Below are 13,908 nucleotides of genomic sequence, written 5' to 3'. Positions count from 1 at the left end.
ACAATGAATCAGGGCGCTGAACGACCCACAAGCTATTTAATAGGTCCTGACCCTAGCCGTGAGAATGCGGGACATACGGCAAAAGGGGACCGTTCTCGAACCGCGAATGTTCCGAGACCGGCTGGGCAAAGCATGTATTTTCCGCATTGGTGTGATGTCTCCACGGCGACCGTGGTCGCAATCTGGGCTTACCTTGAAACCGGATCTTGCACTGGTCCTTCTGCCTGACGAGGACTGTCGGCGCGTATCTCACTCGCATGTGCGAATTTAACTCTTCGCACCTGCACAAAAATGTGCCAAACGCGGCACCCATGGTTGGTAACGTTGGGGAAGGAGCCCTCTTGAGTGCAGTTGCTAACACCAAGGCGATCACACCGCCTGATATCCGTTCCCGGAAGGGTGGCACTCCACTCGTCTGCCTGACGGCCTATACCATCTTGTAGTGCCTCAGCTTGTACGACGGCCTCCTGGCCTTCCGTGCCACGCACGCGATGAGGTTCGGTCACTCTACCGTGCAATGGCGTTCAGAAATACGACAGGCAAACCACAATAGTCATGTTTAGGCTGAAGACTTTTCAGCTGACCGCGAAAAAAGGAAACGGGAGTTCTTCCGCTCCTTGGGAGGCCCCTCGACCTCACTTTCTCTGGAGAATAGAGGGCGCCAGTCGGCGTTCCCCTGTGAATCGGCTATTATGTGGTTGCATTCTTCTGCAGCCTTCTGCAGCTTCTCGAAGACAAACAACTTCCTTTGCGCACGCTGTCTTCGAGTGATCTCGCATTCGCCAGATGCGCCGCAATCGCGCTGGCCAGCATGCAGCCAGTCCCGCGCATCGACGCGGCAAGGCGTGGTGAGTCGAAGCGGGTGGGTTCTTGATCGGAACGCGACAGAATATCGGTCGATCGAGGTCCCGATGCATGGCCGCCCTTGATCAGCAGGGCCTGCGCTCCGGCGTTCAGCAATTCCCGGCCTTGCAACAGTGCGCCGTCCTCATCCACTGCCAGTTCCGAGCCAACCAGGAGCGCCAGCTCGATGAGATTGGGTGTGACGAGACAGCAAAGCGGCAGCAGATCACGCTTCATGACGGCGATGGCGCCGGCTTCCAGAAGCGTCCGGCCTGATGTCGACGCCAGCACCGGGTCCAGTATCGCCGGCACGTGCGGATTTTCACGCAGCACCGCTGCAACGGCAACGATGATCTCGGCAGTCGCCAGCATGCCGATCTTGATGGCCGTTACCTCGTTGGCCTGCAGTGCGGCGCGCATCTGATCGGCTTGGTGACGAATGACTGATTTCCATGACGGCGTCGTGCGTCTGCACCGTCAGCGCGGTGACGGCGAGGCAGGTGCGCACGCCAATGGAAGAGATCGTCTCGATATCGCGTGCAATTCCGGCACCTCCGCTGGAGTCCGAGCCGCCAACAACAAGCACATGCGGTTCTCGCCTCAGCGCCATCGGTCTGTCTTTTCGATCCATTCTCGCGTGCGCGCTTGGGGATCGGCATTCAATGTGATGTCGGTGACCACCGCCGCGCTGTCCGCACCGGCCGCAAAGACACCGTCGAGCCTGTCCGGGTTGAGCCCACCAATCGCGACCAATGGAATCGCTGCGACGCGGCGCTTCCACTCGTTGATCCGTTCGACGCCTTGCGGGGGCCATTTCATCTTCTTCAGGATGGTCGGGTAGATGGGGCCGAGCGCGATGTAGTCGGGCTCGGCGGCCATCGCCGTTTCCAGTTCGATATGATCATGCGTGCTCAATCCGAGCCTCACGCCGGCTACCCGAATCCGCGAACGATCGGCGGTCTGCAAATCCTCCTGGCCAAGGTGCACCGAAGAGGTTCCCAATGCCCCTCGGTCAACAGGTTACCAAAGTGCCCCAATGACATTCAATTCCGAACTGGCGCTAAGGAGCTGTCTTCATTAAGCTTATTGTGGTCCTGATTGGTAACTTAAGGCCACCCAACACGCGGATTGGTAACCCACAGGAACAAGTTTGGTAACCCTTATCGAGTTATTGCCGCTCGCACTCTCGGCGGATTCGTTTCAGCTCTAAGCCCGGCTTAATTCCGGACAACGACAGATAATTCTGAACGGCATAGCGCTCCTGCAATCTTGTAAGAGCGCCGGCAGAATACTGCCGGGCGGTGATTTCGGGAAAGGAAGTATCCTGTTCGGGCCAAAGCGCGATTTTAGCGATGTAGATTTAGGCCGATCGCGCCGTCGCTTGATCCGCGGCTCAATCCGGTAAGAGGGTGATGCGGCAGACAGTCTCTTCCTCAACGCGCTTTTTGCTGTAGACGAGCGGCACATATTCACCTTTAGACCATGTTTCGGCGAGATCGCCGTAATGGACCGAGCGCGGGTCGCCGGACTGGCCGGGCGCGTTGATGCAGACGCTGTTGTCCCAGTCGCCGACATCCATGACGAGTCGAACGGACGCCCCTAGGGTGACGCCGAAATCGCTCATCCGGTAGCCGGCGAGCATGGGCGTCGAACGGCTGCCGCCGAGTGGGAGGGGACCGACATTCCACTCCGTGACATTCTCCGGCCTGATGCGGCTGGTGGCATGCTCGAAAAGCGCCCGGTGCAAATTGCCCCATTGCCAGGCGAACGGATCCGCGCCGAGCCGCGCGCCGCAATCGGTAAAACCGGCTGAAAGCGTCGAAAGCAGCATGTCGTCGCGTTCGGCTTCGTCCCATCGGAGCCCGGGCTCGGCCAGAAGGGAGAGCATCCGGTCGACATCGCCCGGTAGCAGCAACTGCAGCACCGTCGGGTTCGGAGCGAATCTTGCGAGAAGCGCCGGGCGGAGGTGCTTCATCCACCAGACTTCGAATAGCGCCGCGGGGGGCTCGTGGCTTCAAGCCGGTGGTCCCAATTCCTGAGCAGATCGAGTGCCTTTTGCGGAACATCGTCGAAAAGTTGCCGGTCTGCAACTTTTTCAAGCATGCCGCAGATCGTGGCAGCCGGCCGGGAGTATACGTCCGTCTGCAACGCCATTGACGCTTTCAGCGTGTGTGAGGGATCGCTGGTGAGGACAGACCTGATGCGCCGGGCGCGGCTCACTTCCGCCCATTCATGTCCAATCGACGGGGCTTTCGGATCGCGGTCTGCCGGCAGGTTCATTTCGTTGGCGGAAGCCACGAAGCCCTCGGACGGATTGTATTTGCGTGGAAGTTGATTGGCAGGTAGGAAACCGTCCCATTCATGGCTACCGTGGCCGGGCACGGGCAAAAGACCTTCCCAGTTGGGACGGACAGGCGCGAAGCCGGCCGTGAACCAGCCAATATTGCCCTCCACATCGGCGCTGACATGGTTGACCGAAGGCGTGCCCCAATGGGAAAGCGTTTCAGAAAAACCCTTCACCGAGTTGCTACCGCAGGTAGGATAGGCTGCCGAGATACGCGGCCGAGCCCGGCGACAGCCAAACGGAGCGTATAGCGATCACCAGCCGCTTCTTTGAATTCTCGTACAGGATCGGACCGTGTCGGGTGAAGGAGAGCGTCAGCGTCTGGTCGGCAAAGCCCTTGACCGGAAAGGCCTCTTCGATGCGGGTAATCTTCTCCCAAAGATCGCCATTGCGGTAGGAATCCGGATCGCCGCCCTTCGTCTCGTAGACATATATGTCTTCCTGGTCGGCCCCGAAGATCGTGAGACCGAAGGCGATCTTCTCATTGTGGCCGAGGGAGACGCCCGGCGCGGTCGGCTCGCCCGTGCCTATAACATTGAGGCCCGGCGCTTCCAGGTGCACGAGGTAACGTAGCGATGGCACGGCATGCGCCCGGTGCGGATCGCTCGCGAGGATCGGCCGGGCGCTTTCGGTTCGGGAGCCGTGGACGGCCCAGTTGTTGGAGCCTTCTTCCATCTTTGCCTGGATGACATCGCCGAGATCGATCACCTCGGTCCACTTCCAGATGTCGTCCAAGGTAACGGCAATGCGGGCCTTGTCGAAGGTGACCGGCGCGGTCGCAAGCTTGAGGAGGCGCGTTGCGGCAAGCGGAATATCGGCCAGCGAAATGCCTGCGGACGCCTTCGGTCGGACGGGCGGGTCGATCTCGCAGCGCATCAGATCCGTCTCGGCATCAGCCAGCGCCATGATGTTGGCGCGCAGGATCTCCGACAGCCCGTTGCCGATCAGCGCGTTGGTGCGGACGCGGACAACATCGGAAGGCTGCCACCAGGCTGGCTTCGTACCGAACAGAGCAAATTCGGGCGGCAGGCGACCGGGCTCCGCTTCGCAGAGCGCGACATAGGCATTGATGCCGGCGGTGAATGCGGTGCAAATCTCTTCCGTATCCGGCGCGTAGGCTGTCCATTCCGGACCCAGGTCGCCGCGGTAGAGGAAATGCCGGGCGGCATGGTCTTGGGCCAGGTAGCCGGGGCCAAAATCCGCGGCGAGGAGGCCGAGGCCACGCTTGCGCCACAGATCGAGCTGCCAGAGCCGGTCACGGGCGGCGTTGAACCCCTGCAGCAAGAACAGATCCTGTTCGCTTGCCGCCCTGATATGCGGAATGCCCCAGTGGTCGATGCGGATCTCGGCCTCGGCCTCAAGGCCGGCCAGCCGGATGGTTTCGTTCGCAGGGGTATCGGTCATGGCCTGTCCATCACATGGTATCTCCAAATTCGGGTCTGGCAACCAGCGCCATCCATCACCGGATCAAACCCATGCCCATGGATTAGGGTGGTGAGATTGTTACTGAGGTCGAGAAAACGCTGCCGGTCAACGTCGACAATTTAGGCGCTTTCGCCTTTGAGGACGTAGCTCGGCAACGGATCGCGCTCGACTCTGACACGGCTGGTCCCATCCCGGATAACGTGGCAGCTGTGGCCGAACAATTTTACGGACTGGGCGCCAAGCAAAGAGGCGCTCTCCTCCTGATTTTCACGCAACATCATCATAAATATCCTAAACATAGCAAAAGTAAATCCGCACACGATACAGTATTTTGTAACAACAACACAGCAAAGCTCCAGCAACTACCCAAGGGAATCTTTGAATTTTAATTCATACGCGGGGCGATAATTGTGTTCATAACTGCAGTACGCGCTATACTTGGATCTGGAAGTGGAGACGATGCATAACGAGATGGCCTCGGTATTCTCATGCATTTGCTTCAGGGACAGTGTGTCGACGATTTGGTTGCCGCAGGCGGGGGCCGGGACTCTCAGTCGCCGGAGCGCGCACATGACAAGCCACGACCCGTCCGTCTGCCATCGGCACCAAAGGGGGTACCTCAATGCGGCATCGCTCGACCGCGAGCGGGCAACGCGGGTGGAACGCGCACCCGGTCGGCGGATTGATCGGGCTTGGCACCTCGCCCTCGACAGGCGCCTCGAGCCGAACCCGCGTGGGATCCGGCACGGGTGCCGCCGCGAGCAGCGCCTCGGTGTAGGGATGGACCGGTTTCGCGAAGAGCGCCTCGCTCGGGGCGAGCTCCACGATCCGCCCGAGATACATGACGGCAACGCGATGCGCGATATGCTCCACGACGCCGAGGTCATGCGAGATGAAGACGAAGGCGAGGCCCATCTGCTGCTGGAGATCCAGAAGCAGATTCAGAATCTGCGCCTGCACGGAGACGTCAAGGGCTGACACAGCTTCGTCGGCGATGATGAGCGAGGGGTTAAGCGACAGGGCGCGGGCAATGCCGAGCCGCTGGCGCTGACCGCCCGACAATTCGGACGGGAGCCTGTGCATCATTTCGGGCGCCATGCCAACCTTTTGGAGAAGGTCAGCAGCAAGGGCGTTGCGCTGCTTGCGGGTCAGACGTTCGAAATTCTCGACAGGTTCGGTGATGATCTGTCCGGCGGTGAGGCGCGGGTTCAGCGACGAGTAAGGATCCTGAAACACCATCTGCATCCGACGGCGATGCGCGCGAAGCTCCTGCTTTCTGAGGCCAGCAATATCGGTGCCATCGATCAGCACTCGTCCGCCGGTCGGATCCACGAGCCGCATCAATAGCCGCGCGACAGTGGACTTGCCGCAGCCGGATTCGCCGACGATGCAAAGCGTCTCGCCTGCCTCGACGGTGAAGGATACATCCTCCACCGCCCGGATCGTCGGAATGGTCTTCTTCAGGAACCCCGCACCGAGCGGATAATGCTTGGTCAGATTCTCGACTTTCAGCAAGGGACCGGTCATGCGCCCATCACCTCTTCGGCGCGCCAGCAAGCCGCGGCGTGGCTCGACCCGACGTCACGCAGGGGGGGCCTCTTCTCGCGGCAAATATCGATCGCGAAGGGGCAGCGAGGCGCGAAGCTGCAGCCGACAATGGGCTCGCGCAGGTTTGGCACGATGCCGGGGATTTCTGGAAGGCGGCGCTGACGGCCCCGCCGCGGATCAGGCACCGATCGCATGAGGCCCTGAGTGTAGGGATGCGCCGGACGCGCAAAAAGATCTACCACGTTCGCCTGCTCAACGATCCGGCCGGCGTACATAACAATCACGCGTTGGCATGTCTCGGCGACAACGCCCAGATCATGCGTGATGAACATCACGGCCGCTCCCATGCGGTCTTTCAGGTCAACGATCAGCCGCAGGATCTGCGCCTGGATGGTGACGTCGAGCGCCGTCGTCGGCTCGTCGGCGATCAACAGTTCCGGCGAGCAGGCAAGAGCCATGGCGATCATGACGCGTTGGCGCATGCCGCCTGACATTTCATGAGGATAGTTGCTGACACGGCGCTCGGGGTCCGCGATGCGGACGAGACGGAGCATCTCTTCGGCCTTTGCCATGGCAACGGGCCGCGAGGCCTTGGTGTGGATCTGAACCGCCTCGGCGATCTGGTGGCCGACCGTGTAGACCGGATTCAGGCTCGTCATAGGCTCCTGGAAGATCATGGCGATCTGGTCGCCGCGGATCTTTCGCATCTCCCGATCGGACAGCTCCAGGATGTCGCGTCCGTGAAAGCGGACCTCGCCGCCGACGGTCTTGGCGCTCAGCTTCGGCAGCAGGCGAAGAATGGAAAGGGCGGTGACGCTCTTCCCGCATCCGGATTCACCGACGACACCGACCGTTTCGCCTTTCTTCACCTGGAAGCTGATGCCGCCCAAGGCACGGGTGACGCTTTCCTCGCCGTAAAAGTGCGTCTCAAGGTCTCGGACATCAAGCAGGACGTCATCGCCCGCGAATTCTCGCATCAGCATGTCAGCGCCTCCGCTTCGCGCGGGGATCGAACATATCGCGCAGGCCGTCGCCAAGCAGGTTGACGGCAAGGACCGTGACGGCAAGGCAGATACCGGGGGCGAAGATCGTCAATGGGGCGATGGCGAGATACAGGCGCGAACTGGCGATCATGTTGCCCCAACTGGGGATCTCGGGCGGCACACCGACGCCAAGGAAACTCAGCCCGGCTTCGGTCAGGATCGCGCTGGCGCAGACAGTAGCGCCCTGGACCATCAGCGCAGGAATGGTACTCGGCAGGATATGCCGCCACAGCACCTTGGGCAGGCGCGCACCGCCGCAGAGCGCGGCCTCCACATAGGGACGCTCGCGAACCCCCAGCACCACCGAACGGACCAGCCGCGCGACGGCTGGCGTCTCCGGGATTGCGATCGCAACGATGAGGATGCCGATTCCGGGTCCCGTCAGAGAGATGAGCGCAATGGCCAGCAGAATCGTCGGGATCGACATCAGGCCGTCCATGATCCGCATGACGATGTTGTCGAAGCCGCGGCTGTAGCCTGCGACGACACCAATCAGTAGCCCGACCACGGCCGCGCTCGCTGCCGACAGCAGCCCGACCACGAGGGAGATGCGGGCACCGAAGATCGTTCGCGCAAACACGTCCCGGCCCAGATTGTCGCTCCCGAACCACATCTCGGCAGAAGGCGGCTGGAGGCGCTTGAACGGATCCATGTTCACCGGATCGCCAGCGTAAAGCGGGGCGGCCAGCGCCAGAATGATCAGGAGCGCCAGGAGCCCGCCGCCTGCAAGGACCAGCGGATGCCGCCTTGCCAGACGGGGAATCTCAGATAGTCGCAGCCGACCGATCGGCGCGGCTTTAACTGGTGCGGAGAGGAGGGTCATATCAGTACCGGATCCGGGGATCGATCAGGGTGTACGCCAGATCGACCGTGAGGTTGATAAGGACGTACAAACCCGAAGTCAGGATGAGCACACTCTGAATGATGGGATAGTCGCGGTTGTTGATCGCATCCACGACCAGACGACCGATACCGGGTATGTTGAACACCGTTTCCGTGAGGACAACCCCGCCAATGAGCCAGGCAAAGCTTAGGCCGATGACGGTCAGGATCGGGACGCCGGCATTCTTCAGGGCATGGTGGAAAAGCATGGCATAGGACGAAGCGCCTTTGGCGGCGGCCGTTCGCATATAGTCTTCCGACAGAACCTCGAGCATGCTCGCCCGCGTAACCCGGGCGATGAATGCAATGAAGCCAAGACTTAACGCCACGGTGGGCAGGACCAGGTGCACAAACCAAGGCCCGAGACCCTCACCGATCGGGGCATACCCCTGCACCGGCAGCCAGTGCATCCGGATAGCGAAGAAGTATATGAGGAAATAGCCGATGACAAAGACCGGGACGGAATAACCAAATGCCGAAAAGGCCGTGAGGAGGCGGTCGACGAAACCGCCAGATCGCCACGCGGCAAGGATGCCGAAAGAGACCCCGACCAACACCGAAAGGATCATCGTCAGGATCGACAGGGAAAGGGTGGGTTCAAGCCGCTGCGAGATGAGTTCGAGAACCGGTCGCCCAGAAAAAATTGAGATGCCTAAATCACCGCGGAGGATGCCGAAGGCCCAATGTACGAACTGAACCGGCAGGGGATCGTTCAAGCCCAGCTGTTCGCGAATGCCGGCGATCATCTCCGCCGTGGCCGACTTGCCGGCGATAATCGCCGCTGGATCGCCTGGCGCCAGCCTGAGAAGCAGGAAGACAAACATCCCGACCATCACCATGACGGCGATGGTCGAGACCATTCTGCGCAGAATGTAGATAGCCATTGCGCTCAGGCCTTCTGCATGTTCCACATCGGGAAACGTGAATCAGGTACCGCGATTAGACCCGTTAGCGCCTTCCGGTGCGCTACTGGCTGGACAATCTGCCCCAGCATCACGGCGCCAACGAAGTCCCACCAAACCCCTTGCATCTCCCGGGCCAGTGCTTGGCGTTTCTCGAGCGTTTCGGCGACTACCCATTTTGCCCGGAGAGCTTCGTATTCATCGCTCTTTGGCCAGCCCCACCAAGCTTTGTCGCCATTTGCGAACATGAAGGAGGTTCCGATTGGATCGCCGAAGTTGTAGTCGGACCAGTCCGAGATGAAGATGCTCCAGCCCCCATTTTCGACCGGCCCCTTATTCGCCCGACGCGTTGTGAACTCACCGAAGGACATCGCCCCAAGCTCGACATTGACCCCGATCTTGCGCAGCGTGTCGGCCAAAAGGAGCGCGGCATTGCTGGCCGCCGCCCAGTCCGTAATCTGGAATATAAAAACCTTCTCGCCGGCATACCCGGCTTCCTGCAATAGCTGTTTTGCCCGCTCCGGATCTCCACCCTTCTTGTACCACCCCGTATTTTCGTCATTGGAATACGGGGTACTGTTTCCAAACAGTGAGGTGACTGGGTGTGCAAATCTAGAATCAGGGGCCATGACCCGTAAGAATGCTTCCTGGTCGATCAGGTGAAGCATCGCTTGGCGCGCTTTTACGTTGTTGAACGGCGGCTGTAAAAAATTCATGCGTATATAAAGGTCACTGCCAGACGTATTTAGAACCTGGAGTTCAAGATTGGGGTCATTTTCGATTACCGGATAAAGATCTGGGGCAGGAGACAAAACGAAATCAGTCTCACCCGCCTGCAACGCGGCCAACGCAGTTTGCTGATCGGTAATGACCTGCCATTCAACTCGATCGACTTTGACGACCTTCCCGCCTGCGAGGCCCTCGGCAGGCTCTTGACGGGGGATATACTTTTCATTGCGGTCGTAGGTGAAGCTCGCGCCCGGCCGAACAAGGTTCTCATTGAATCTAAATGGCCCAGACCCAATATTCGAGGTCACCTGCTCGGTAGCGGGACGACCTGCATCCTTCTCGCGCATGATAGAAAGAAAATTTGTCCCAGCCGCCAGCAAGTCGAGCAGAATCCCCAACGGTTCCTTGAGAGCGATGGTGAACGTTTTTTCGTCTCTTTTTGCGATATCGCTGGTCCGCTCCATGATCAGTTTTCCACCACCATCGACTTGGCCCCAGCGACGGATTGATGCTATGCAGTCCGCCGCAGTAACGGGAGTGCCGTCATGGAATTGTAGGCCATCCCGGAGTTCGAACGTATAGGTTTTTTTGTCCTCGGAAATCTCCCACTTTCCGACCATTTGCGGTTGCGGCACAAGCTTGGCGTCGAGTGCAAATAGCGTGTCGTAGACCGCAAGGCTATGCATGTAGGTCTGGTCAGAAATGGACAAGAGTGGATCGAAGATAGTCAGATCTGGCATTACCATCCGAACCGTCCGAGCGGCATCTGGTGATGTCTGCGCCCGAAGGATCGATGGCATTGCTAGCGCCGTCCCAGCGGCCATGCCTGCCTTCATCAAGTAGCGTCGAGTGATTGTCATATTTTATTCCTCCTCTGTTTTTGATTTCTCGGTGTTTTATCCAAAAGCCGTAGCTGCAATCTTATATAGAGTGCCGACAGAATGCTGACGATCGTCGATTTCTGGAGTGGGAACATCGTGTCGGCCCGCCAGATGGCGATCATAGAATATCGTGGCCACGTTCAACCACGAAGGGCTCTTCCCCGGTAACCAGAGGGTTCCGCCTATTGGATTCGTGGCTAAGGTGGGCGACAAGAATGCGATAGGGTTGGGACATTTCAGACATGCGGTTAATCCCAATTTTTGAGGCCGTACATGCGTAAGCAGGTAGACCGAGACAACAGGTGATCGGCAATCGACCGATGGCAACGGCGTCGTGGGGAATCTTCGGCGCCGCACATCGCTTTTTTCATTGATGTGATTTGTTGCAACACTCTTGCGGATTTGTCAAGGGGCGAGCCTAGAGAAAAGACGGAACTGGGCTGATGCGATAACTTCAAACGCGTATCGGCGACGGCCATCTAGGTTGCGTATTGCCGACCTTCAGGTGAACGAAGCAGATCTTGCAGGTTCTATCGCATATTTGTTGCAACAAGTCCCCAAAAGAGTTTGATGATTTGAGGACGTGGCCTTATGAGACCTGCAAGCGGGTATCGGCGGATAGGTCAGGAGAAGTTTGGCTTTGTAGTTGAACGCGGTAAGTCGTACTTGCTGGATGCACTTGTCATGCTGATCGACTGGGCACCGATCGATGGCGCCCTCGGGATGATCTCCAGTGCTACCAAGGGCGAACCGGCCTGGCGGCCGCTGTTGTTGTTGCCCGAAAGGCCCTGGTCAGGGATTGGATAAGGTCTTGTTCGCGCAGATAACCCACCAGCTCAAGGCACAGGCGATCCAGGTCAAGACCGGCACGCTGGTCGATGCAACGACCAAGGCCTCGGCCAGCGAGGACGATGGTGAGGGCTGCTGGGTCAAGCACCAGGCCGACCTGCGGTTCATGGCTTCCATGCGCATGTCGGTGCCGACGCAGATACGGCTCTAGTCTTAGTCTAGGAGATCACCCGCCAACATCAAACGTTAGCAAGGCCGGTCCTGATGCCGATGACATGGCCAAGGAACGCCGAAGACGCTTAAGGAACCTACGACGGCGTCACACGACCGCCGCGGGATACGTCATGAAAGAAGCGCACTGCTTTTGTCACCCGCACTCCCGCCGCCCTTGCATCCACGCCACTGTGCAATCCTTTTCCTTGGACGGGCAGCACCATTCGATACCCGTAGAGAACGCCGTTCGCGCCTGCGGCTTAGCCAAACGCGTCTTTAGCGCACGTCGCCATCGGACTCGAAGCGCTCGTCAACGTCGATACCCGCGGCGCCACGCTAAAAAGCTCTGCCTTATGCCGCCCATCCGGCCATGCCGATTAAGCAAGTTTTTACCAACGTTTTCGGAGCCGCCGGCGCCGTCCTGTAATCAGCTAAATCCGCCGGTATGGTCCCTCATGCTTGGCTTCATCCCTGGCTTTAAGCATGGCATCAGCCGATCACTTATCCATTCCGGTCAGCTCCTGTCGATCAAGGAATATCTCGCGGCATCAATCAGCAAAGGAAGGAGGGGTGTTCGTCGCGCTCACGAAGAACATGCCCAAGATCGGCAGCTTCCAATCTTTCAAAACGGCGCGGCGTGACCTCGGCGTCGTGGAACACATCGGGCATCGCGTCGCCGGGCGGATCGTGGAGCTCGCCCCTAGCGAGGCCCTCTTTAGCAAGCCGGTACATCCCTATACGGAGGCACTAATCGCGGCAGCGGCGGTGCCGGATACGACACAGGTCTGGGTTGGCGGTGCGGTCGCGGGCGAGGTGCCCAGTCTTGTCACCCGCTCAAAGGGTGCGCGTTCCATCCTCGTTGCCCCCTTGCGGTTGATCGGTGCAGCATTGAGGTCCCGCGTTAGGTGGCAGATGCTCGGGGCGTCGCCTCTCATGCGCGCGCCAGAGACAGACAAAGCCGAATCCTTGACCAAACAAGAATTTTGTTGCATCACACGACAAACGTCCACATAACGGCTATATCAAGGAGAAGCTCCCATGCCCAATACTATCAGAGATTTTGTGCCTGCGGATGATGGCCAAACACTGCCCTTCGCAGAAATGGCCACCTTCATGCGGAGTCGAGCTCTGCCCATGGAGCAGGGTGGTGAGGCTGATATCGCTATCGTCGGCGTCCCGTTCGACCTTGGAACGGCGTATCATCTGGGCGGAAGTCGACATGGGCCGACCGCGATCCGCAAGGAGTCCCGAGGGTTAGGATCCATCGACAGTTATAAGAGCATAGCTCCGGCGCGCGTCGTAGACCTCGGAGACGTGCCTGTTTACCCGCGAAATTTCGACAAGAGCCTGGATATCATCACCGAGTGCTTCCGCAACCTGGCGGAAAAGGGTGTACTCCCGCTCGTGCTTGGAGGGGATCACACAATTCCGCTGCCTATCCTGCGCGGTCTCTTACGCGGCGGCGATGTCGGTATGGTGCATTTCGATGCTCATAGTGACACCAGTAACGAAACCCGCGGCATGAAGATCACTCACGGGACGACTTTCCGCCGTGCCGTTGAGGAAGGACTGATTGATCCAAAGCGAGTAATCCAGATCGGGCTCAGAGAGAGGTATTCTGAAGCCCATGCGTGGGCGCGCGAGGCAGGCATGACCCTCGTAACCACAGATGTTTTCGAAGAACGCGGTCGCGCGTGGGTGATCGAGGAAGCGCGGCGCGTTGTCGGCAATGCTCCCACCTATATATCTTTCGATATCGATGGGTTGGATGCGATCTACTGCCCAGGAACCGGCTGTCCCGAGCCGGGTGGATTTTCGATGCGTGATGCCATGGTCATACTGCGGGGCCTTCGCGGCGCGAACATCATCGGCGCAGATATTTGCGAAGTCTGTCCTCCTGTCGATTCATCCGGCATCACCGCGCTGCACGCAGCTCATCTCGGCTTCGAGTTGCTCTGTCTTTTAGCTGAGACAGCACGAAGCCGCGCGAGGTGAGAAAGACGATGTCAATGAACCTGGCAAACCCTAAGTGGTGCCATCAGGGGCCAGACAGTCCACTGCGATGGCGCCGGCAGTGCACCGGCGATGGCCGATCTTGATCCATCGCCATGTTAAATCGGCGCCACTCTCTCGGTAATCCCCGTCGCTAGTTGCAAGACGCTTTCTTCATGCGCGTCCACTTGCTCGCGGGATTACAAAGAATCCAACGCATACAATCAGGTACCTCAGCCAATTTCAGCCTGAGGTTTTGCAATTGACTTCGGTTAAATAACCCCAGCTTGGTTGCATCATGCGACATGATGCTCGTG

8 protein-coding genes and 5 pseudogenes are annotated in these 13,908 nt (G+C 59.1%); 4 read left to right on the top strand and 9 right to left on the bottom strand.

What is annotated here, in order from left to right; translation table 11 throughout:
• Positions 1 to 341 precede the first annotated feature (341 nt).
• Positions 342 to 434 (top strand): annotated as a pseudogene (locus CIT26_RS37215) (3-methyl-2-oxobutanoate hydroxymethyltransferase); the annotation flags it as partial.
• 310 nt (positions 435 to 744) lie between these two features.
• On the opposite strand, the pseudogene thiD reads toward CIT26_RS37215, so the two are convergent.
• From thiD to CIT26_RS00290, 9 genes and pseudogenes are all read right to left on the bottom strand, one after another.
• A pseudogene (gene thiD / locus CIT26_RS38610) lies at positions 745 to 1,453 on the bottom strand (bifunctional hydroxymethylpyrimidine kinase/phosphomethylpyrimidine kinase); the annotation flags it as partial.
• Positions 1,444 to 1,842: pseudogene (locus CIT26_RS00325) on the bottom strand (thiamine phosphate synthase); the annotation flags it as partial. The pseudogenes thiD and CIT26_RS00325, both read right to left, overlap by 10 nt.
• A gap of 394 nt (positions 1,843 to 2,236) precedes the next feature.
• A pseudogene (locus CIT26_RS38150) lies at positions 2,237 to 3,363 on the bottom strand (penicillin acylase family protein).
• A gap of 7 nt (positions 3,364 to 3,370) precedes the next feature.
• On the bottom strand, positions 3,371 to 4,591 hold the full coding sequence (locus tag CIT26_RS38145) for a penicillin acylase family protein (protein WP_280951070.1): 1,221 nt from the start codon (positions 4,589 to 4,591) through the stop codon (positions 3,371 to 3,373).
• A gap of 507 nt (positions 4,592 to 5,098) precedes the next feature.
• Complete coding sequence (locus CIT26_RS00310) at positions 5,099 to 6,139, bottom strand: ABC transporter ATP-binding protein (protein ID WP_245318923.1); 1,041 nt, start codon at positions 6,137 to 6,139, stop codon at positions 5,099 to 5,101.
• Entirely contained in the window at positions 6,136 to 7,143 is a 1,008-nt protein-coding gene (locus CIT26_RS00305; RefSeq protein WP_095490718.1) for an ABC transporter ATP-binding protein, read from the bottom strand. The genes CIT26_RS00310 and CIT26_RS00305 overlap by 4 nt, the downstream gene beginning before the upstream one ends.
• Position 7,144: 1 nt before the next feature.
• Positions 7,145 to 8,026 carry an ABC transporter permease gene (locus tag CIT26_RS00300; RefSeq protein ID WP_095490717.1) on the bottom strand — a complete coding sequence of 294 codons (882 nt, stop codon included), beginning with the start codon at positions 8,024 to 8,026 and terminating at the stop codon, positions 7,145 to 7,147.
• Position 8,027: 1 nt separating this feature from the next.
• The gene (locus tag CIT26_RS00295; RefSeq protein WP_095490716.1) at positions 8,028 to 8,969 is read right to left on the bottom strand and encodes an ABC transporter permease; all 942 of its coding nucleotides are present in this window, start codon (positions 8,967 to 8,969) and stop codon (positions 8,028 to 8,030) included.
• A 5-nt stretch (positions 8,970 to 8,974) separates the two neighbouring features.
• Positions 8,975 to 10,576: an ABC transporter substrate-binding protein gene (locus tag CIT26_RS00290; protein ID WP_095490715.1), complete on the bottom strand. Its 1,602-nt coding sequence runs from the start codon at positions 10,574 to 10,576 to the stop codon at positions 8,975 to 8,977.
• Positions 10,577 to 11,408: 832 nt separating this feature from the next.
• Here CIT26_RS00290 and CIT26_RS00285 point away from each other — a divergent pair.
• The 3 genes and pseudogenes from CIT26_RS00285 to speB all read left to right on the top strand — a co-directional run bounded on the left by CIT26_RS00285 (position 11,409) and on the right by speB (position 13,594).
• Positions 11,409 to 11,597, top strand: a complete 189-nt coding sequence (locus tag CIT26_RS00285; protein ID WP_206072697.1) for a hypothetical protein — start codon at positions 11,409 to 11,411, stop codon at positions 11,595 to 11,597.
• A gap of 638 nt (positions 11,598 to 12,235) precedes the next feature.
• Positions 12,236 to 12,504, top strand: a pseudogene (locus tag CIT26_RS37210) (oligopeptide/dipeptide ABC transporter ATP-binding protein); the annotation flags it as partial.
• Positions 12,505 to 12,637: 133 nt separating this feature from the next.
• On the top strand, positions 12,638 to 13,594 hold the full coding sequence (gene speB, locus CIT26_RS00275) for an agmatinase (protein ID WP_095490714.1): 957 nt from the start codon (positions 12,638 to 12,640) through the stop codon (positions 13,592 to 13,594).
• The last annotated feature ends 314 nt before the right edge of the window (positions 13,595 to 13,908 follow it).

This window comes from Mesorhizobium temperatum (assembly GCF_002284575.1).
GTDB lineage: Bacteria > Pseudomonadota > Alphaproteobacteria > Rhizobiales > Rhizobiaceae > Mesorhizobium > Mesorhizobium temperatum.
The sequence above is the reverse complement of the archived record's forward strand: the minus strand, read 5'-3'. Positions and strand labels throughout refer to the sequence as shown.